This is a genomic window from Sporosarcina sp. FA9, assembly GCF_051550205.1.
Taxonomy (GTDB): domain Bacteria; phylum Bacillota; class Bacilli; order Bacillales_A; family Planococcaceae; genus Sporosarcina.
Map to the genome: position 1 here is coordinate 2,489,229 of NZ_CP188819.1, position 20,688 is coordinate 2,509,916.

General features: G+C 35.7%; 23 protein-coding genes. 6 read left to right on the forward strand and 17 right to left on the reverse strand.

Going from position 1 to position 20,688, the window contains the following annotated elements:
* Nucleotides 1–7 precede the first annotated feature (7 nt).
* From ACP8HH_RS12425 to proB, 4 genes are all read right to left on the reverse strand, one after another.
* On the reverse strand, nucleotides 8–352 hold the full coding sequence (locus ACP8HH_RS12425; RefSeq protein ID WP_438311747.1) for an ASCH domain-containing protein: 345 nt from the start codon (nucleotides 350–352) through the stop codon (nucleotides 8–10).
* A gap of 155 nt (nucleotides 353–507) precedes the next feature.
* Nucleotides 508–1,041, reverse strand: a complete 534-nt coding sequence (locus ACP8HH_RS12430) for a hypothetical protein (RefSeq protein WP_438311749.1) — start codon at nucleotides 1,039–1,041, stop codon at nucleotides 508–510.
* A gap of 109 nt (nucleotides 1,042–1,150) precedes the next feature.
* Nucleotides 1,151–2,416, reverse strand: a complete 1,266-nt coding sequence (locus ACP8HH_RS12435; RefSeq protein ID WP_438311751.1) for a glutamate-5-semialdehyde dehydrogenase — start codon at nucleotides 2,414–2,416, stop codon at nucleotides 1,151–1,153.
* 17 nt (nucleotides 2,417–2,433) lie between these two features.
* Nucleotides 2,434–3,534 carry a glutamate 5-kinase gene (gene proB, locus ACP8HH_RS12440; protein ID WP_438311754.1) on the reverse strand — a complete coding sequence of 367 codons (1,101 nt, stop codon included), beginning with the start codon at nucleotides 3,532–3,534 and terminating at the stop codon, nucleotides 2,434–2,436.
* Between the two features lie 224 nt (nucleotides 3,535–3,758).
* Here proB and ACP8HH_RS12445 point away from each other — a divergent pair, with 224 nt between their 5' ends.
* A complete protein-coding gene (locus ACP8HH_RS12445; protein WP_438311756.1) occupies nucleotides 3,759–4,349 on the forward strand; it encodes a manganese efflux pump MntP in 591 nt (196 codons plus the stop codon).
* A gap of 216 nt (nucleotides 4,350–4,565) precedes the next feature.
* On the opposite strand, the gene ACP8HH_RS12450 is transcribed toward ACP8HH_RS12445, so the two are convergent.
* Both ACP8HH_RS12450 and ACP8HH_RS12455 read right to left on the reverse strand, forming a co-directional pair.
* The gene (locus ACP8HH_RS12450; protein ID WP_438311758.1) at nucleotides 4,566–5,612 is read right to left on the reverse strand and encodes a threonine aldolase family protein; all 1,047 of its coding nucleotides are present in this window, start codon (nucleotides 5,610–5,612) and stop codon (nucleotides 4,566–4,568) included.
* Between the two features lie 330 nt (nucleotides 5,613–5,942).
* On the reverse strand, nucleotides 5,943–6,683 hold the full coding sequence (locus ACP8HH_RS12455) for a FixH family protein (protein ID WP_438311760.1): 741 nt from the start codon (nucleotides 6,681–6,683) through the stop codon (nucleotides 5,943–5,945).
* 169 nt (nucleotides 6,684–6,852) lie between these two features.
* Between ACP8HH_RS12455 and ACP8HH_RS12460 the strand changes: the two genes are divergently transcribed.
* From ACP8HH_RS12460 to ACP8HH_RS12470, 3 genes are read left to right on the forward strand one after another with little or no spacing between them, the layout of a single operon-like run.
* A complete protein-coding gene (locus ACP8HH_RS12460; RefSeq protein WP_438311761.1) occupies nucleotides 6,853–7,527 on the forward strand; it encodes a response regulator transcription factor in 675 nt (224 codons plus the stop codon).
* A gap of 8 nt (nucleotides 7,528–7,535) precedes the next feature.
* Nucleotides 7,536–8,972, forward strand: coding sequence for a sensor histidine kinase (locus tag ACP8HH_RS12465; protein ID WP_438311763.1), 1,437 nt, complete (start codon nucleotides 7,536–7,538; stop codon nucleotides 8,970–8,972).
* Nucleotides 8,959–9,528 carry an SCO family protein gene (locus ACP8HH_RS12470; protein WP_438311765.1) on the forward strand — a complete coding sequence of 190 codons (570 nt, stop codon included), beginning with the start codon at nucleotides 8,959–8,961 and terminating at the stop codon, nucleotides 9,526–9,528. The genes ACP8HH_RS12465 and ACP8HH_RS12470 overlap by 14 nt, the downstream gene beginning before the upstream one ends.
* A 45-nt stretch (nucleotides 9,529–9,573) precedes the next feature.
* On the opposite strand, the gene ACP8HH_RS12475 is transcribed toward ACP8HH_RS12470, so the two are convergent.
* The 4 genes from ACP8HH_RS12475 to ACP8HH_RS12490 all read right to left on the reverse strand — a co-directional run bounded on the left by ACP8HH_RS12475 (nucleotide 9,574) and on the right by ACP8HH_RS12490 (nucleotide 14,452).
* Nucleotides 9,574–10,347: a DUF2935 domain-containing protein gene (locus ACP8HH_RS12475; RefSeq protein WP_438311766.1), complete on the reverse strand. Its 774-nt coding sequence runs from the start codon at nucleotides 10,345–10,347 to the stop codon at nucleotides 9,574–9,576.
* Nucleotides 10,348–10,548: 201 nt separating this feature from the next.
* Complete coding sequence (locus ACP8HH_RS12480) at nucleotides 10,549–11,931, reverse strand: aspartate aminotransferase family protein (protein ID WP_438311767.1); 1,383 nt, start codon at nucleotides 11,929–11,931, stop codon at nucleotides 10,549–10,551.
* A gap of 180 nt (nucleotides 11,932–12,111) precedes the next feature.
* Nucleotides 12,112–13,176 (reverse strand): 23S rRNA (adenine(2503)-C(2))-methyltransferase RlmN, encoded by a 1,065-nt coding sequence (gene rlmN / locus ACP8HH_RS12485; RefSeq protein ID WP_438311768.1) that lies wholly within the window; start codon nucleotides 13,174–13,176, stop codon nucleotides 12,112–12,114.
* An 82-nt stretch (nucleotides 13,177–13,258) separates the two neighbouring features.
* Nucleotides 13,259–14,452 (reverse strand): CynX/NimT family MFS transporter, encoded by a 1,194-nt coding sequence (locus tag ACP8HH_RS12490; protein WP_438311771.1) that lies wholly within the window; start codon nucleotides 14,450–14,452, stop codon nucleotides 13,259–13,261.
* A 201-nt stretch (nucleotides 14,453–14,653) separates the two neighbouring features.
* On the opposite strand from ACP8HH_RS12490, the gene ACP8HH_RS12495 reads away from it, so the two are divergent.
* Nucleotides 14,654–14,974: a general stress protein gene (locus ACP8HH_RS12495; protein WP_438311774.1), complete on the forward strand. Its 321-nt coding sequence runs from the start codon at nucleotides 14,654–14,656 to the stop codon at nucleotides 14,972–14,974.
* Between the two features lie 146 nt (nucleotides 14,975–15,120).
* Complete coding sequence (locus ACP8HH_RS12500) at nucleotides 15,121–15,495, forward strand: hypothetical protein (protein WP_438311775.1); 375 nt, start codon at nucleotides 15,121–15,123, stop codon at nucleotides 15,493–15,495.
* Nucleotides 15,496–15,690: 195 nt separating this feature from the next.
* On the opposite strand, the gene dapF is transcribed toward ACP8HH_RS12500, so the two are convergent.
* From dapF to hisB, 7 genes are all read right to left on the reverse strand, one after another.
* Nucleotides 15,691–16,548, reverse strand: coding sequence for a diaminopimelate epimerase (gene dapF / locus ACP8HH_RS12505; RefSeq protein WP_438311777.1), 858 nt, complete (start codon nucleotides 16,546–16,548; stop codon nucleotides 15,691–15,693).
* A 104-nt stretch (nucleotides 16,549–16,652) separates the two neighbouring features.
* Nucleotides 16,653–16,835 (reverse strand): hypothetical protein, encoded by a 183-nt coding sequence (locus tag ACP8HH_RS12510; protein WP_438311779.1) that lies wholly within the window; start codon nucleotides 16,833–16,835, stop codon nucleotides 16,653–16,655.
* A gap of 88 nt (nucleotides 16,836–16,923) precedes the next feature.
* A complete protein-coding gene (gene hisC / locus ACP8HH_RS12515) occupies nucleotides 16,924–17,985 on the reverse strand; it encodes a histidinol-phosphate transaminase (protein ID WP_438311780.1) in 1,062 nt (353 codons plus the stop codon).
* Nucleotides 17,978–18,613 carry a bifunctional phosphoribosyl-AMP cyclohydrolase/phosphoribosyl-ATP diphosphatase HisIE gene (gene hisIE, locus ACP8HH_RS12520; protein ID WP_438319158.1) on the reverse strand — a complete coding sequence of 212 codons (636 nt, stop codon included), beginning with the start codon at nucleotides 18,611–18,613 and terminating at the stop codon, nucleotides 17,978–17,980. Before hisIE ends, hisC begins: the two co-directional genes overlap by 8 nt.
* A 6-nt stretch (nucleotides 18,614–18,619) precedes the next feature.
* The gene (gene hisF / locus ACP8HH_RS12525; RefSeq protein ID WP_438319160.1) at nucleotides 18,620–19,342 is read right to left on the reverse strand and encodes an imidazole glycerol phosphate synthase subunit HisF; all 723 of its coding nucleotides are present in this window, start codon (nucleotides 19,340–19,342) and stop codon (nucleotides 18,620–18,622) included.
* A 16-nt stretch (nucleotides 19,343–19,358) separates the two neighbouring features.
* Nucleotides 19,359–20,084 carry a 1-(5-phosphoribosyl)-5-[(5-phosphoribosylamino)methylideneamino]imidazole-4-carboxamide isomerase gene (gene hisA, locus ACP8HH_RS12530; protein WP_438311782.1) on the reverse strand — a complete coding sequence of 242 codons (726 nt, stop codon included), beginning with the start codon at nucleotides 20,082–20,084 and terminating at the stop codon, nucleotides 19,359–19,361.
* An 18-nt stretch (nucleotides 20,085–20,102) separates the two neighbouring features.
* Nucleotides 20,103–20,687, reverse strand: coding sequence for an imidazoleglycerol-phosphate dehydratase HisB (hisB, locus tag ACP8HH_RS12535; protein ID WP_438311783.1), 585 nt, complete (start codon nucleotides 20,685–20,687; stop codon nucleotides 20,103–20,105).
* Between the last annotated feature and the right edge of the window lies 1 nt (nucleotide 20,688).

Here is a 20,688-nt window from a genome sequence, read left to right on the forward strand (position 1 = left end):
TAATCAATCAGTTCTTTACCGGACTAAACTCGTGTACCCATACACTCATCGTCGGTAACCATGGCATTTTTGGATGCATTGCAAGAATTATTTCTTTATACTCTTCCATCGTGGCATTACCTTCTTGTTTTGCATGCTCATCTGTCATTTCGCCTAGTGTTTGTGAATACAATGCGTCTACTTTGAATTCTTTTCCTTCAAGTACCATCACTTCACCAGGATATGCATACACTCCGTTGCGACGGGTAGCTGTTTTTTGTCCTTTAAGCACTTTTGCAACATCTTCAGGTACTGTTACAAGACGTTCAACCGAACATGTTTTTTTAGGATATTCTAAACTTTTTTCACTCATAGTAGTTTCCTCATTTCTAAAGTATCTTGACTACATCATAACTACTTTTTCCATGTAATGCGAGGTTAACGATTAATATTTAGAAAAGAAGTTAACGAAAAAAAACCACTAAGATATAACTTTTAGTAGTTTTTTCATGTGTGAATGTATGTTTTTTATTTTTCTTCAAAATAACTAATTGACAAAATATACTCCTCATCATTCCCCATAAATCCGTATATGAGAAGACTACCTTCTTTCTCACCTTGAATTGATTGGAATTCTTCACCTAAAATCATTTCTGAATACTCGTAGTCATTATCAAGTAAAAAGTTTTTAAACTTATCAATAGTCTTATTTCTATCGCCTGTCATACTATAATTAACCATAAAACTGGTAGTATCTTCATCTAAGCTTTCCCCGGATTGCAATAACGTTCCTTCAGATGGTGTTAATATGTCACTTGGAAAGTTTTCTGGCAGTTCTGCATGTGATCCTACTTTGACTTTGCTGCCATCTTCTGAGTTAACAGTAAATCCACCTTCATCCGTGTCCATTTCTAAATTCGCCTTTTCTCCATCTTTATCTTCAAATTCAATCCCCTGTTTCGATATTTTAATTTTCCCGCCATCTCCTGAAGGTATTGTAATACAACCCGATAGTAATAAACCTATACCTATTATTAATAAAAGCTTTCTGATTTGAAACATAATTCATTCCTCCATTCCATTCGAATTTCATCTATGGTAACAAACGAAGGTTAAAACTACGTAAAGAAAAAAAGATGCTCGGTTTTTGCGCCAAGCATCCTTCTGAAATTTATTTACGAATTTGTCCCGTTCCCTGAATTACAAATTTACTAGACGTTAATGCCTGTAAACCCATTGGCCCTCTTGCGTGAAGCTTTTGTGTACTGATGCCAATCTCAGCGCCATAACCAAACTCAAATCCATCTGTAAAACGAGTTGAAGCATTATGATAAACCGCGGCAGCATCTACTGTATTTAAAAACAGGTTGGCAATTTCAGCGTCCTTCGTAATAATTGACTCTGAATGTCCAGTGCCATACTCATTAATGTGCGTAACTGCATCTTCTACATTTGCTACTACTTTCATACTTACGGATAACCCTAAATACTCTGTTGACCAATCGTCTAATGTAGCAGCCTTCACGGAATCCGAGGCGCCAACTACGACCTTATCTCCAAAAATGGTTACGTTCTTCTCCAAAAGACTTTCAATAATTGATTGACCATGTATGGCAAACCAATCTTCATGTATTAAAATCGATTCAATCGCATTACATACAGAAGGACGTTGAATTTTGGCATTCAATACGATTTCTTTAGCCATTTCAAATTCCGCGGACGCATCAATATATATATGACAATTTCCTGCCCCAGTTTCAATTACAGGAACTGTTGATTCACTAACTACTGTTTGAATTAAGCTTTTACCCCCACGTGGAATTAACACATCTAAATATTTATTTAAAGTGAACAATTCCTTTGCTGTTTCTCTACTCGTATCTTCAATGAGTTGAACTGCATCAACGGATATGACACTCTTTTCAAGTGCTTTATGAATGGATTGCATTAAAACTTTATTGGAATATTTTGCTGAGGAACTTCCACGTAAAATTGCAGCATTCCCTGTTTTTAAGGACAAGGTAGCGGCATCCACAGTGACATTCGGCCTTGCTTCATAAATCATTCCGATAACACCTAAGGGCACTCGTTTTTTCTGAATCAATAAACCATTTTCTTTCGTTATCGATTCAATTGTTTCACCAATAGGATCCTTTAGTCCGACAAGTAACCTAATCGCATCCGACATGTCTTCTATACGACTTTCGTTTAACATGATTCGGTCAAGTACTTCTTTAGTTAAACCATTTTCTTTGCCTTCACGAAGGTCTTTTAAGTTTTCCAATAAAATATGCCCTTTATCCTTAAGGAGCTGATCAGCTATTAACAACAGTGCCTCATTTTTTTCATCTGTTGTATTTGAAATTAAATAAGAGCTGGCCTCTTTTGCTTTTTTACCTTTTATTTGAACTTCACTAATTGTAAGTATTTCGCTCATTATATTTTCCTCCAAAATTATATTTTTACCCATTTATCTCTATGAATTACCTCGACTTGTGTTGTACTTGCTCGCTTTTTGCGTTCCCCACTACGTTTGCCAATCACTTCGAGCAAATCAATAGAAGAATACGTTACTTCCCCTTTTCCTATCAAACCATTTGTTCCAAAAACTTCAACGATATCTCCTTTTTGAAACGATCCATATACTTTAAAGATCCCAGCAGGTAATAAGTTACTACTTTTAAATAGAATTGCTTCTTCTGCTCCTCTATCAACATACAGCTTCCCAGAAGACTCTGAATGCATTGCTATCCATTGCTGACTGATATTTACTGGAGTAGATATTTTATTGGAAATGTACGTACCGTCTCCTTTTCCCTCTAGAATTTCAAGCAACTTATTAGAACCTTTTCCTTTTCCGATAAAGACTGGTACTCCGACTGACAAAGCTGTTTTTGCAGCCAATAATTTTGATCTCATACCTCCAGTTCCAACCTTCGAACCGGATCCTTCCGTGAAAACTAACATTTCATCGGAGATTCCTTCTAGCGAGTCTAATTTTTTCGCATTTGGATTATCACGAGGATTGGCATCATAAAGACCATTAATATCGGTTAAAATGATGAGCTGATCTGCATGGACAAATCCACTTACTAGTGATGAAAGCATATCGTTATCCCCAAATGTAAGCTCTCGCACGGAAACTGTGTCATTTTCATTTATAATTGGCAAGATCTTTCTTTCAAGAAGTTCTTTAATTGTTGCATATGCATTTCTATAACGAATTCGATTTGTAAAGTCATCTCGTGTTAACAAAATCTGTGCAGGAACAATTGAGAATTCACTGAACTTATTAATATACGATTGAATGAGTAAGCCTTGACCAACAGCTGCTGCCGCTTGTCGTCCTTTTAATGTAACAGGGCGAGTGCTGTAACCTAATTTTGAAAAACCCGCCGCTACAGCCCCTGATGACACCAGAAGCACCTCGTGTCCAGCTTTCCGAAGGGCTGCTACTGCATGAATATGATCATTAAACATGTCTTGATCGATTTCGCCTTTATCATTTGTTAATGAACTACTGCCGATTTTCACAACAATTCGTTTTCTTTTCACTTTACATTTCCCCTATATCTCATCTTTTTTATTACTTACAAATTATCTTATAAATCACATTTTACTCTATTACAGTACAAAAAGAAAGAGAAAAATGGTTTTTTATAAATAAACTTGCATATTTATTCATTATTGATTGCAAAATTCATTTTTCTTGCCCTCACGCAAATTTCACAATTCTCATATATATAGATGATTAACAAATAGGTGCAGGGGGAAGTAAAATGCAGTGGTTGACAATAGTGTTAATAGGCATTGCGGCTAATATCGACAATTTAGGAATAAGTGTATCATATGGGTTGAAATCCAATCGCATTCCTTTTTTAACCAATATTCTCATTGCTGTTATTTCCGTAATATGTGCGTTTATCTCCATTACAATTGGAGGTATATTGTCACAATACTTTTCACAATCAATAGCAAGATTTATAGGTGGGTCCATTTTAATTGGGTTAGGGATTTGGGTTGTCGCTACCTCTTCAAACCTTAGTGCATTCGATTCAAATCAAAATAAAGAAACTTCAAGTCATTCTATTTCACAAAAATCAATAAGCGGTAAAGATATTAATCTGAAAGAATCAATTATACTTGGATTTGTACTGGGCATAAATTGTTTAACAATTGGTTTTGGTGCTGGAATTACAGGGGTCTCTCCACTCTTCACAGCTCTTTCAATAGGTGTGTTTTCTGTTCTCTCGATTTATATAGGCGTAATGGTAGGAACAAGAATCGGAAATTCATTATTCGGAAAATACGCGAATGGTGTTGGTGGAATTTTACTTGTGCTTATTGGATTATATGAAATGGTGTTCTAGGTTTCGACACATACAAAATGAAACCGTATGAATTTCTTCCAATCCGTTTACTTCAGTAGTAGAAAATGAAACTAAAATGAGAAAAAGACCGCCAATTCTAAATTAGAATTACGGTCTTTTATATGCATTAATATACATCTTTAGAAATTCATTTAGTTGTTCAGCAATCACTTTTGATACACTAGATGGACATTTTTGAATACTAATTTCAATGCCTTATAAAGTTCTTCTAAATACCTTAATATCCTCTACCAGCATTTCAACATGTTCTTTTTTCGTAGCCCAACTTGTACAAAATCTCACAACACTGTGTGTATCATCAACTTTTTCCCAGAGGGAATTTGAGTATTTCTTGTTTAATTCCCAAATTACATCATCCGGCAAAATAGGAAACTGCTGATTTGAAGTGGAATCGTAACGCAATGAAAATCCATTTTCTACAAATGCATCTCGAATCCTAATTGACATTTCAACAGCATGTTTAGAAATTTCATAGTATAGGCCATCTTCAAATAAGGTTTCAAACTGGATCCCCAAAAGTCTTCCCTTAGCCAGTAATCCTCCCTTTTGTTTAATCATATATCGAAAATCCTTTTTCAGATCATCGTTTATGATAACTACCGCTTCTCCAAACAGTGCACCAATTTTCGTTCCGCCTATATAGAACACATCACATAGTTTTGCAATATCTACCAAGGTTAAATCATTGCCTTTCGAAGCCAAACCATACCCTAATCTAGCGCCATCCAACATCAATGGCAAACTACATTCCCTGCAAACTCTACTTAATGCTTCCAATTCGGCTTTACTATAAGTCGTTCCATTTTCTGTAGGGTTAGAAATATAAACCAAACCTGGCTGTACCATATGTTCATGAGCATCATCATTCCAATGAGCATCATATAATTTTTTCACCTGAGATGCTTGAATTTTTCCATCATCACTAGGTAAGGTAAGCACTTTGTGACCCGTAGCTTCAATCGCTCCAGTTTCATGTCCTTCGATATGACCAGTTATTGCAGAAATTACACCTTGATGTGGGCGCAAAATAGAAGCGATAATAGTTGTATTCGTTTGTGTTCCTCCTACTAAAAAGTGTACGTCTGCATTTGCAGCGTCACACTCTTTTCGAATATAAGCTCTCGCATTTTCACAGTGCTCGTCCATTCCATATCCAGGCGTTTGTTCGTCATTGGTTTCTATTAATCGTTTTAGAATTTGCTCATGAGTACCTTCTGTATAATCGTTTTCAAATCGTATCATTCTACATTCTCTCCAAACTTTCCAATGTCTTCTGATTGAACAGCAAAGAAGCATGGATTTCTTTTATTTTTTTCTGTGATAATCTCTTGCACTAACTTGCTCCAATAGTTTAAATATATTTCTTCACAATCCCCCAACATCATTAACAGAGATATTTATTTCTATTTATGTATATTTCAATCTCTTAGAATAATTATACCAAAGCTAACCAAAATAATTCTTAATATTTAAATTCCGTTGTATTTATTTGATCTTATTGTGTTTAATAAATAAAAAATAGCACCGCTAAAATGCGATGCCGATTGGGTCATTATTGTACTGATTATAGTGTTATTCTCCAACTACTACTTCATATTCTTCATGTTCATGTAAACCTTCTTTATCTTCTACGTGAATTTGAACATGAAAGGATTCAGCACTCTTAAATGTATACTTAGCTGTATATTCACCAGGCACTAACTCTTCCGTGTCAATCCATGTGTGATTATCCGGAGTGTTGTCTGTCCATATTTCATATCGAACTCTTGCTTCTTCGAATGGATGACCATCCACTTGCAAATGTAACATCAATTCAGTCTCATCGTTTATTTTAACATTTTCAGGTTCCATAAAATGCATTGAAAAACCTTCTGTAGTGCCGTGATCCGCATCTCCATTGTCAGCATTCTCTACAGCACCTTCACCAACAGTCACAACTGCTTTAGGCATCATATGCATATCACGTGCAGTGACGTGGACTTGAACATTAAAAACACCATCATGATCAAACGAAGTTTCGGCGCTGTATAATCCGTTTTTCTCATTCGTTGACTCAATCATTTCACCATCTGATTTTTTTCCTTCTTCCCACACTTCATAAACCACTTCGTAAGCATCCTCTACTTTTTCATCGCCTTGTGTGACGATTGCTTCCATAACAACTGTTTCATTCACAGCAACCTGTTCAGTAACTGATAAATCCACAGCAATTGGAACAGGCGCTCCCGTGTCTTCTATTTCCTTATCTTTATTACAAGCCGTTAGAATAATTAGTGTACATAAAAATAATGAAAGTCCAATAATTCTTTTCATTTTTATTCCTCCATATCTCAATTGTTTTTATGTTTGCTTTGGTACAAGTATAATAATATGTAATGATTAAGAAATCTTTATGAAGTCTTATACATTAAAATCAGAATTCACAACAATTTCTTAAACTTAATGGATAATAGTATATATTGAGAAGAAACGAGGTTATTAAATGACTCCATATACAATAATGATTATAGATGATGAAAGTCAAATGAGAAACTTAGTTAAAACATTTTTGGAAGCCGATGGATATGTCACCATTGAAGCTAAAGACGGTCTGAATGCCCTGGATATACTTTCCAAAACAGCACCGGACCTATTAATTGTTGATGTAATGATGCCTTTTATGGATGGATTTACTTTTGCCAAAGAGGTGAAGGACAAATATAATATTCCAATCATCTTCCTCTCAGCAAAAGGTGAGGAATGGGATAAAGTAAAAGGCCTTAAGCTCGGCGGTGACGATTATATTGTAAAACCATTTCTTCCAGCCGAATTATTGGCTCGAGTTGAATCCGTCTTAAGAAGAGCAAACCAACATACACAACAATTTGATTTAATTGAAATAGGTCCACTTATAATTGATCAACAATCACACCGAGCTACAGCGGATGGTGTAGCTTTAACATTAACTCTAAAGGAATTTGGTTTAATCGAACTGCTTGCAAAGAATAGGGGTCGAGTGTTTTCTAGAGAACAATTATTGGATCTTATTTGGACTGAAAACCCCAATAGTAGTGAACGCACGGTAGATACACATATTAAGACATTAAGGCTTAAATTAGGTCAATATGGTAAACTCATTGAAACCATTTGGGGTGTTGGCTACAGATTCGAGGTATAAGGTATAAAATGAAGAAATTAAATTTAACTTTAAGCAAAAAAGTAATTCTTCTTTTAATATCTACGATTGGTTTTACAATTCTCTTTTCATTCTTTTTTATCCATTATTTATATTCAGTTTTGTATTTATCCAATATGAAAGAATCCATTATCTATCAAGGGCAACGAACTGCCTCTCATTACCACTATGGTGAGTTAAGCGATGAAATTATTGGAAAAATACAGTGGTATAATATTGTCTCGGAATTTGAAATCATTGTCGTCGACAAACTGGAAGATCTTTCATCTTATTTTCCTTATAAAGTGAATTATGAAACGCTAGTCGATGCAGAAGCTCGAAAGGATTTGGAAAACGGAAAGTATATCGTCAAAGAGGGCTTTGTAGAGGAGCTTGATTTGAAAATTTTAGGTGCAATATTTCCGATTAAAGGCGAAAATGGACTCATTGGCTTCATATATATATATGTACCTCTCGCTGCAATTCAGGATGTATTTAAAGACAGCATTCCTATTTTACTAATTGTTGGAGTTGTTTTTTTCTTCATTATATTTTTCATTACAAATAAACTCTCCAAATCACTTTTCAGGCCACTAAAAGACCTTCAACAACATTCTCAAGAAGTTTCGGAAGGCAATTACTCAAGTAGACTCACAACAAACCGAGACGATGAGATTGGGCAATTGACAAAAGCGTTTAACAAAATGAGCTTGTCTTTAGAACAGCAAGAAATCAGAAAAAAAGAATTCACGTCCAATATAGTTCATGAACTTAGAACGCCCTTAACGTATATTGGTGGATATACTCAAGTTTTGAAACAAAAGATCTATACCTCACCTGAGGAAGTCGAAAGTTATTTAACAACTATTGAAAAAGAAACAGTTCGACTGAACAAACTTATTAATGACCTTGTTCAATTAAATCACTTACAAGAAGATTTTTATAGGATGGACAAACAACCAATTGCTATTGCCCAACTTCTTTATGACACTTTAGATCTTTTCACGATACTAATCGCTGAAAAGAACCTTAAACTTACTTTGAATATTGAAGACGAATCTATTATAAGCGGTGATCCACAAAGGATTCAACAAGTATTTTACAACATTTTAGACAATGCCATCAAATATACTGCAAATAACGAGACTATATGGATTGAACTAGAATGTACAGAAAATATGATTCAATTTGAAGTCATAAATCACGGTTTACCTATCAATAAAGAAGATCTCGAACGTATTGGTGAACGTTTTTTCAGGACAGATAAAGCCCGTAATCGAACTACCGGTGGCTATGGATTAGGAATTTCAATTGTTAAAGAAATTGTTCGACTACACGGTGGTACTTTTCTTATGAATAGTGATCTGAGTGATGGAACGAAAGTAACAATTCGTTTACCTATGTTAGTAACTGAAATAGAAAAAGAGGTGCAAAATGAGAAGCCATAAAGGATTTTTATTAGCTTTTGTTTGCTTCTTATTGCTTTCTGCTTGTAATGATAAAGAAAAAGATTTAAAAAAGATTGAACCTTTCACATTTACCAATCAAGATGGACAAGCCTTCGGAACAGCAGATTTAGTGGATAAGGTATGGATTGCAGATTTCATTTTCACAAAATGCGAAACGGTTTGTCCACCAATGACCATAGAAATGGCGAATTTACAAGACAAATTTCATAAGGACGGCATAGAAGTAGAATTCGTTTCGTTTACAGTAGATCCAACAATCGATTCACCTGTTGCACTTAAAGAATATGTTGAACAATTCACTGACGATGAATCGAATTGGAATATGGTGACTGGTTATTCACAAGAAGAAATCGAATTATTTGCACGTGAACAATTCCAAACGGTCATTCAAAAGCCGAAAACATCCACTCAAGTGATCCATTCTACAAACTTTTTTTTAGTTAATAAAGCAGGTGCGGTAGTAAAAGAATACAATTACGTCGATGAGACATACGTCAACACATTAGCTAAAGACATACTAAAATTGAATAAATAAAAAAGATGTTTCCAATCTTTATGGAGACATCTTTTCTTTATCTAATTAATTAACAACTTGGTCTTCCAGGTTTCTCCATAAATGATGCGCTTCCCTAGCGATATGCTCCAATAAATTTGGTGGGGCAGTTGTTACCGCTGCACAGTTTTTTATTAACTCACTGAGCTCTAATTTAAAAGCTTCCAGAGCTTTAGCTTCTTTAATAATCATTTGATTAAATGTATTTAAAACTGGCGAAACCTCACCACGTGGACGGCGTATTATAGTTTTAAGAGCATTCGCTTGTAGAAATAGATTCTCAAATTTCTTAGTCATTGCTCTAACTTCATCATGAAGCTGGTAATTCGAAGCATCAACATAATGACTGATAAAAATTAAATGATCTAACATTTGTCTCAACCAAAAGTTGTTTTCATGAATCGTTGCATCCGACGGTGAAATATAAGTACCGGTTTCGACTAACATGAAAACTTTTTCAGCCTCTTCGGCTTCCCGGATCATGTGATCCAAAAGGGATACCGGCGTTGATATGATCACTTCACATTTTAAAGACTTATCCATTGTATGAAGTAGCAATTCACGAAATTCCCGCGTGGAACTTTTCGCTTCATCCAATAAGAGTCCAATATCAACAGTTTTCTTTTCAGCCCGGTTAAAGATCATTCCCATTCGCTGGACCATTTGATGATTCGTTCGAGCCAACTCTAGCTCATGATGGCTAATTTCACGATCAAAAAATTCACCATGCTCAAAATTATTACGCACCCAAAAGTCAATTATCCCATAGGTATCCCGCTCGTAATTATCTGTGTATGGCAATACCACACCTCTTTCTTATTTGTACGTCCAACTCATGTTATGACCTACCCATTCTGAATATGCAGAATGACTTGGACGAATAAGTTAAGAATGTTTAAGACATTTAGTAAGTACCAATAACAGCTGTCCCACAGCGTTAGGGAATCCATTAAAAAATGCAGTCCGAGATTTCTCAATCGGACTGCTTTTATTGTGTATAGTTTAATATAGTTTATTTAAGACGGTTTCATAGGCTTCTAATGTTCGATTTATTTCTTTTTCTCCGTGAACGGTAGAAAGACTATAACGGTTTAAAGGTTTCATATAGATTCCTTCAACAAGTAAGTGATAATCGATTTCTTTTCTTAACGCAAAATTCGATTGTTGAAGATCTCGGTAATTTTTCACTGCATCTAAATCTGTAATGACGACATTGAAAATAGAACCAATACCAATGGTTTGTGCACGTATATTTTTAGCAGCAAATAGCTCTACAATACCCTTTTTTAATTTCTCAGTGTTTTCAAAAACGCTCGCTATTTCTTGCTCCAAAACTGCAATCGTTTCTAGACCCGCCGCCAATATCGTCGGATGTCCATTATAAGTACCGCTATGGAACAATACATCTTGTGCATTTGAATGTTTGCTTTGACTGCTGTCAAATACATCTGAAAAAGCAGAAGGTGCACTAATATCCATAATTTCTTTTTTCCCACCCACAATTCCAAATGGGAAACCGCCTCCTACAACTTTTCCAAGGGCAGTAATATCCGGTTTTATGCCGTAAATTTGTTGGGCTCCCCCCATACTAATTCGGAAACCTGTTTTCACTTCATCAAAAATAAGTAGAATTCCTAATTCTTCTGTTACTTTACGAAGGCCATCCATAAAGTCTTGATCCGCTGGAATAAATCCACCTTGAATCGGTTCTAGTATGACGCCTGCTAACTCGTCTTTCCATTTTGTTAAAATTTCTGTTGTTGCTTCTAGATTATTAAAAGGTAAAATAATCGTTTGCTCTGCAATATATGGATCTACTCCTCTAGACTCAGAAATTCCAATTGGATTATTTGCAGGTCCAGCATCGTTTACTTTAGGATTTACACTTTGTAAAACTTGGTCATAACCACCGTGATAATGACCTTCAAATTTAGCTATTTTGTATTTCCCAGTATATCCATAAGCCAGTCGAATCGCCAAAAGCGTTGCTTCCGTTCCGGAGTTTGTATATCGAATTCTTTCCATACTTGGATATAAGTCCATTACTTTTATACCCATTTCTACTTCGAGTTTATGTGGTGTTCCAAAAAGCATTGTACCTTCATCTTGAAGTTGGTTTTGTACTGCTTGCAGAACTTTTGGATGACCGTGTCCAAGTTTTAGCGCACCATAAGAAAGCATATAATCGATGTATTCATTTCCATCCAAATCAAATAGGTACGCACCTTTTCCTTTTTCCATTACGATTGGATAAGGTTCGAAGAACTTGATATTAGCCGTAACTCCCCCAGGCATGATAAGACTCGATTTTTCAGAGAATTCTTTTGATTTTGGTGTCTTTTTAATATACTCCTTGATACCTTCGCTCATCTTTACTACACTCACTCATGATCTCCCCTTTTATGGATTCTTCAGTTTTCAAATGGGTATTTTACTATTTAAAAACCTTTACTACACTCTATCATAATTGGATACTTTTGTCTGACTAGTTCGTTAAGTATATTCAACAAAAAAAGTCCACAAGAATTCACCATCTAAAGTGAATTCTTGTGGACTCGTTATTTTCTAAACTGTTTCATCTTTTTTAATCTGTTTACTTCTTAACTGCCCGCATGCAGCATCGATATCTGTTCCTTGCTCCATTCGAACAACACAATTAATACCTTTTCCTTTTAATGTTTCATAGAAGGCTTTAATGGCTTCAGGAGTACTCCTACTATATTGTCCATGTTCATCTACAGGATTATAAGGAATTAAGTTAACAAATGATAAATGGCGTTTATTTTGCAAAAGTCTTGCGAGTTCTCTCGCTTCTTCTACATGATCATTAACATCATTTAAGAGTATATATTCAAACGTAATTCTACGATTCGTAGTCTCTAAATAATAATCTATCGATTTCATTAGCTTTTCAATTGGGAATGCTTTATTTATTTTCATAATGCTTGTTCGTAACTCATCATTCGGTGCGTGTAGGGATACAGCTAAATTCACTTGCAAATTTTCATCTGCAAATTCAATGATTTTATGTGCCAGTCCACTCGTTGAAACAGTTATATGTCTTGCGCCGATTGAAAGTCCTTTTGGATCATTTACGACACGTAGAAATGACATTAAGTTAGCGTAATTATCAAACGGTTCACCAATTCCCATGACAACAATATGACTTACCCGCTCTTCAAGTTCTTTTGCATCAAGATGGTGCTGAACTTTCATAATTTGTTCAACAATTTCCCCGCCTGATAAGTCACGACTTTTCTTCAATAACCCACTTGCACAAAAGCTACAGCCGATATTACATCCAACTTGCGTAGTGACGCAAACCGAATAGCCGTATGGGAATTTCATAAGAACAGTTTCAATTAAGTTACCGTCTTTCATTTTAAATAAAAACTTGATTGTGCCGTCTTCTGATTCTTGTTTAATAGACTCTTCCAGCGACTGGATATAATAGTGCTCTTCTAATAACTGAATGCACTCTTTATTTATATTTTTCATATCTGCAAATTCTGTTATTCGTTTTTTGTAAAGCCAGTCCCAAACTTGTTCTGCTCGAAACTTTTTCTGCCCGTGTTCCAATAACCATTCAGTCAACTTGTCGATTGTAAGTCCATATATTGAATTTCTCATTTACTAATTATCCTCATTTCAAAAAAAATGCAATTCATTTATTATACTACTTTAATTCTTGTATTGAAACAACTTTTTTACTTTATATTTCAATTTTCTTTCCTGCACCCATCCCGAAAATGAATAGAAGTACAGATGTTGCGATTAAGAACATAAGTGGTGTAGTCCAATTCCCAGTGACATCTTTTAATAAACCAAATAATAAGGGACCAAACGCTGCCAATAAATAACCCACTGATTGTGCCATACCTGACATTTCAGCTGCTTCATTTGAATCTTTTGTTTTAAGTCCAAAGAACATCATCGCTAAACTAAACGCAGAGCCAGCTGCAATACCGATTAAAATCATCCATAAAGGTATAAGAACCGGATGAATAAAAGCGACACCACTTATTCCTAAAAAAAAGAAACCGGCAGTTATTGTTACTAACAAACGTTGGCTTTCCATTTTCCCCGCAATAATCGGGATAATGAATGTGAACGGTAAAAGGAAGAACTGCATAAGAGCAATCATCCACCCCGCAGATGCTGCTGTCATTCCTTTTTGTTGTAGAATCTCTGGAAACCAGGCAATAATGGAATAATAGATAAAAGACTGTAGTCCCATAAATAATGTTACTTTCCAAGCAAGTGAAGATTTCCATAACCCACTTGACTTTGGTATTTTTTGATCCACAACCTCTTCATTTTTCTCTTTATCTTTTCCCTTAGGTATCCAAAATAATATCGCAGTAAAAGACAATAAACTAAAAGCACCTAATGCCCCTTGCCAACCTAACCAGGATATTGAGGCTAGTGGGACTGTAACACCAGTTGCTATTGCAGAACTTAAATTCATTGAGGTCGCATAAACACCCGTCATTAAACCAATACGAGTAATAAAGTTTTCCTTAATGATAGCCGGTAGAAGAACATTCCCAATTGCAATTGCAAAACCAAGAAGTAAAGTTCCTATTAAATAGAATTCTATGCCATTCATAGAACGGAGTACAATACCTATCGTTAGAACGATTAATGAAACAAATATTGTACGATCCCTACCGAATTTGCGTGAGATTTTAGCTGCCATAGGTGAGATTAAGGCAAATGCCAATAACGGTAACATCGTTAACATACCCACTGTTGTATTTGAAATCCCTAAACCTTCACGAATCATACCGACTAACGGTCCGACAGATGTTACGGGGGCTCTTAAGCTTGCTGCTAAAAGTATAATTCCAATAATAAAAAGGCCTAATCTAGGTCTATACAATTGTTTATCCTTTAAAACTTTCAACTAAACCCTCCATGTCTTCTTTTTTTATTATTTGAAGACTAGGAGAATTATAATGAGTTTGTAGTTCTTTGTCTACTTATTAAGAAGTTTTCCACCATTTTATTGACTTGAAAACAAATTTGGAGTTATTAGGTATTAATTTTATTTCTTAGGAAATTATAAAGTAGAACAAATATAAGATTGGATTGGAGGGTGTTGTGTATGACTGTTAAATTAACTGTTGAAAACGTGGTAGAAGCTAAGGCGGAAGTAGAACGATTGGAAACTGAAGGATTTACACGTGATGATATTTATATTTTCGCCCATTATAAAAAAAGAGGCGATGACATTACGGATGCATTAGATACCGAACAAGTCGGTATGAAGGAACAAGGTTTTGTTAAAAGTATGAAAAACATGTTTACTTCACGTGGAGATGAGCTACGCAATAAGATGGAGGCTGCGGGTTTATCATCTGAAGAAGCGGCTGATGCTGAAGAAGAACTTGATACAGGTAAGTTAATTATTATTGCGAAAAAATAACTACTAATAAATAGTTCTACAATAAACCAAAGAACCCTTATCCTTCTTCTATGAAAGATAAGGGTTCTTTGGTGCATGCTATTCCTACTTAATCATTGGCACAACTTCTAATAATTCGGTATGATACTAAAGAAAGTGGGTGCATTATGGAAAGACATTACGGTAAGTTCGGTGCAATAGTAGGTTTATTAACTTTTATGCTGTTGATATTTGGTGTCCGAAACGTTTTAGGAAATACGCTTGAGTTTAAAAACATTATTGCATTCACAGTATTTGGGCTCATTATTGGTGTTGGAATTGCGGCACTTCTTTATTACAAGCTTAGAATTGCCTTCCCCATATTTCTTATCGCTGTAGTGCTTGGTTTCTTTGAATTATTTCGCAACTATTTATCCGATAAGGAAGGTTTCGGAGATTTAATAGGAATACTATCACTCTTTATGATTACGTCTTTCGGTTTGGGAATTGCACTTATTGCAGAATTCGTTACTTATCTCATACGTAAAAATAAGAAACAATAAAAAACACCTATCAAACCCCAGAATTGTTGGGATGAGATAGGTATTTTCATATTGTTGTCCAATTTATTGTGATGGTGAATAAAATCCATTCTTCTTTGGGTAGTGTGGCGTAGCTTCACGTCGCTAAACTCACGCTCTGCGGGTTCTGTCCAATCCGATATTTAGTGTTTAACTGTATGATAAAAAAACTTCTATTTATTCTTTCCAATGGAAAATTCCTGTTGCTGTAATTTCTGCTGGTCCTGTCATCCAAACATGATTGTCATCCGCCCATTTTATCGTTAAATCCCCCCCCTTTAAATGCACAATTATATCTTCATTTTTCAGAACTAAACCATTTAATACTGAAGCAATAACTGCAGCACATGCCCCTGTACCACAAGCCTCCGTAACCCCTGACCCCCTTTCCCATACCCGGAAATTAATCTTCTTTTCATTGATGGCCTCAACGAATTCCACATTTGCCCGTTCTGGAAAGCGTTTATCCTCTGAAATAATTGATCCCAACTCATAAAGGGGTGCTTTTTCTATTTCATCCACGAAGAATACCGCATTCGGATTACCTAAAAAAACTGCAGTTACTTGTAATTGAACATCGTTAACGATGAATGTTTCCCCAATAACATGTTCATCTGGACTCCCTACCATTGGAATTTGATTTCTTTTTAATAATGGAGGACCCATGTCAACTGTGATTTTATGTATTTCATTCCTGTTTCCAAAGACTTCGGCATTAACAATTGCGGCTTTTGTTTCAATTCGAAATTGATTTTTAGGTACAAGATTATTTTCATAAACGTACTTTGCAACACAACGCAAACCATTCCCACAATTTTGACCTTCTGAACCGTCCTTGTTAAATATTCTCATTCCAACATCTGCTACGTCACTCGGATGAATAAGTATCAGCCCATCCGAACCAATGCCTGTATTCACATTGGAAATACGGTTTGCTAGGGGCGAAAACAGTTTCTCATCATAGTTATTTTCAAATAAGTTTAGGTAGATATAATTATTTCCAAGACCATGCATTTTCACAAACGGTATATCCAATTTTCACGCTCCTATTTCATTCTTTCACGGTAACTCGAATACTTTGTTAACTACAAGTAAGAAAAATTGCTTAAAAACGATTTCTCGCTTTAAGCAATTTCGGATTAATTTATATTTGACTTTTCATTTTCTTGAGCTTTTTTATGTTTCATTACAGCTGTAAATATATTTAAGAGACATAAAACTGCAAACATCGTTGCAAATCCATACTGTTCATTTGCGAAACGTGTATATGCAAAGTATCCCATAAATAGTATTAAAGCGATATCAATGTACTTTGACTTCAATTTATTATCCCCCTACTTTTTGTATACCTGTATATATATAGTATACCAGTTTTACTGGAAAAGGAGGTAAGTATCTTTCGAATACTCTTTAAATAGCTAAAATCCTTTTTAGCGTTGAAATAAGTTCTTCCATTTGAGCATCAGTACCAATTGTAATTCGTAGAAAGTTACTTATGGGTTCTTTGTCAAAAAATCGAACGACTATATTTTCTTTTTTTAACTCTGTATATAAAATTTCAGCAGAAACACGTGGATGAGAAACAAATACAAAGTTGGCTTGTGATGGAAGCACAGTAAATTCAAGTTGCTTCATCTTTTCACTCACAGTTTCACGTGTCGATACAATTCGCTCTGTAATTTCTTTGAAATAGGCATCATCCTCAAAAGATGCCTGTGCGCCAACAAGTGCCAATCGGTCAACGGTATAAGAATTAAATGAATCCTTCATCCGTATTAAAGCATCGATTAATGAAGCATTACCTAATGCAAATCCAACCCTAAGTCCAGCAAGAGCTCTTGACTTAGAAGTCGTTTGTACAACGAGTAAATTATCATATTTCTGAATGAGGCTTGCGGCAGATTGCTTTGCAAAATCAACATAGGCTTCATCAATAATTACAACTTGATTTGGGTTGTTTTTCACAATTTCCTCAATGTATTCTATTCCAACATACAAACTTGTAGGTGCATTAGGATTTGGAATAATAACTCCGCCTTCAGAGTGAAAGTAATCCTCAGTCTGAATCGTAAAATCCTCATTCAAATTTACCTCTTCATAAGGAATATCGAACAATTTTGCGTAAACTGGATAAAAGCTATATGTGACGTTCGGAAACCGAATTGCCTTACCTGGCTCAAAAAACGCCATAAATGAAAATGCCAATACCTCATCTGATCCGTTTCCAACAAATACTTCATTAGCAGTCATATTGTAGTAAGACCCGATTGTATTGCGAAGATTATCTGCTGTAGGTGAGGGATACAAATGCAAACTTCCTGCCAACTCTTCCTCAATCGCTTTAAGTACCATTGGACTAGGAGGGTACGGATTTTCATTTGTATTCAACTTCACTAAATTCACTTGTTCAATTTGCTCACCAGGAACATAAGGTTCTGCACGTTTTGCCATTGAGCTCCAGAACTTACTCATCTTTTTTACCACTTCTTTTTAAGAGCTCTTTTTTAACATCTTCTATACTAACGCCGGCAATTTCCATAAGCACAAGTGAGTGATATGTTAAATCGGCTAATTCACTTGTTAATTCCAACTTGTCTTCATTTTTTGCACCAATAATTACTTCGCTTGATTCTTCACCAATCTTTTTCAATACTTTATCGATGCCTTCTCTGAACAAATAAGAAGTATATGAACCTTCAACAGGATTCGCCCGACGGTTTTTAATTTCTACAATTAAATCTGAAATAATCGCCCGATTCGGTGTTTCCTCTTCGTATTCTGTGTTATAAAAACATGTTTCTACACCCGTATGACATGAGGGTCCCATAGGAGTCACTTGTACTAAAACTGAGTCATTATCACAATCAAGTGAGAGACGTTTGACAGTTTGTCGATTCCCTGAAGTTGCTCCTTTATTCCATAGTTCTTGCCTTGAGCGACTGTAAAACCACGTTTCTTTTGTTTCAATTGTCTTGAGCAAGGATTCTTTATTCATGTAAGCTAGCATTAGAACTTTGCCGGTTTTATCGTCTTGTACAATTGCTGGAACAAGTCCTTTTTCATCAAACAGTACATTTTCTATTTGCAAACTCATCATTATCATTCCTTATTTGTTATTTTCTTTTTTCAAAAACGATTTTAGTTCCGCAATATTTATTTCTTCAAAATGGAACACCGATGCCGCTAATGCTGCACTCGCTTTGCCTTTTGTTAAAACCGTTTGGAAATGTTCCATTGTTCCCGCGCCGCCACTTGCAATAATAGGAATACGGACTGCATCCGCAATCGCACGTGTCAACTCAAGGTCGTAGCCGTCCTTCTCTCCGTCCCCGTCAATGCTGTTCACTACAAGTTCACCAGCACCGAGTTGTTCGCCACGTAGAGCCCACTCGATTGCATCCATGCCCGTGTCAACAGTTCCACCCTTGACAAAAATGGACCATTTTGAATCCCCGATTTTTTGCACATCCATCGATAAAATGATTCGTTCTGAACCAAATTTTTTGGCTGCACTCTGAATAAATGTAGGATCCTTTATTGCGATACTATTAATCGATACTTTATCCGCACCGATATCCAATAGATTTTGAATATCCTCAAGTGTCCGTATTCCACCACCAACTGTAAATGGAATCGGCACTTCTTTCGCAATTTTTTCGATCAAATCTAACATAAGTCCTCTATTTTCAGTTGTCGCTGTAATGTCATAAAAGATAAGCTCATCCGCGCCATCTTTGACATATTTTTTTGCCAACTCAAATGGATCTGCTACTTCTTTGACATTCAGAAACTTTTGACCCTTTACAACTTTTCCTTTATCGATGTCCATGCAGGGTATGATTCGATTAGTTTTTCCCACTATTCTTGGCCTCCATTAACTTTTCTAAGGATAAATTACCATCGTACAGTGCTTTTCCAATAATCGCGCCGTATAAGTCCATTGTTCTTAACTTTTCAATGTTTTCTGTTGTAGATACGCCGCCAGATGCAATTACATCAATTGACGTAGCTTCATCTATCGCCTTCAATTCCACAAAATTCGGCCCTTGCATCATTCCATCTTTGAAGATATCTGTATAAATCACCGTTTTCACGCCAAGTTTTTCTAACTCTTTTAAAAGATCAATCGCTTGTATATCACTTGTTTCCGTCCAACCATCTGTTGCGACAAAACCATTTCTAGCATCTATTGAAACCGCAATTTTATCCCCATATTTCGTGACTGCCTCTTCCAGGAATGTTTTATCACTGATTGCCGCTGTGCCAATAATGACACGACTTACACCACTTTCAATATGATCATCAATGATTTCCATTGAACGAATGCCACCACCAACTTGGACAGGGATAGAAACACCTTTAGCTACTGCTTGAATCGCCAATCGATTCGATGAATTTCCGGATTTCGCACCATCTAGATCGATTAAATGAAGATACTCAGCACCTTGACGTTCCCATTCTAAAGCCATTTCAGTTGGTGAATCTCCGTAAATTATTTCCTTATCGTAATCCCCTTGAATGAGGCGAACACATTTACCGTTTCGAATATCAATCGCTGGAAATAGAATCATGAACTAAACTACCCCTTTTTAGAGCATTCCTTTTGTAGACGGAATCCCTTTTATATTTGGATTTATTGTACTTGCTGCATTTAATGAACGACCAAACGCTTTAAAAATAGATTCGATTATATGATGACTGTTCTTCCCGTATTGTAAATTGATATGCAAAGTAACTTTTGCATGGCTGACGAAAGCTTGAAAAAACTCTTCAACAAGTTCAGTATCAAATTCGCCAACTTTATCTTTTAGTCCTTCAACATTGTAAACAAAAAATGGTCTCCCGCTAATATCGATTGAGACAGTTGATAGTGCTTCATCCATTGGAATGGAAATCGTTGCATAGCGGTCTATTCCCTCTTTAGTTCCAATACTCTCATAGAAAGCTTGTCCTAAAACGATGCCAATATCTTCAACAGAATGATGCTGATCCACTTCTACGTCCCCATCACACTTCACTGTTAAATCGAATAAGCCATGCTTCGTAAATAACGTTAACATATGATCAAAAAAACCAACGCCTGTTTGAATATTCGTTTCACCCTTACCGTCAATTGAAAAATCCATTTCTATTGACGTTTCTGCTGTCGTTCTTGAAATCTGTTTCCTACGCATC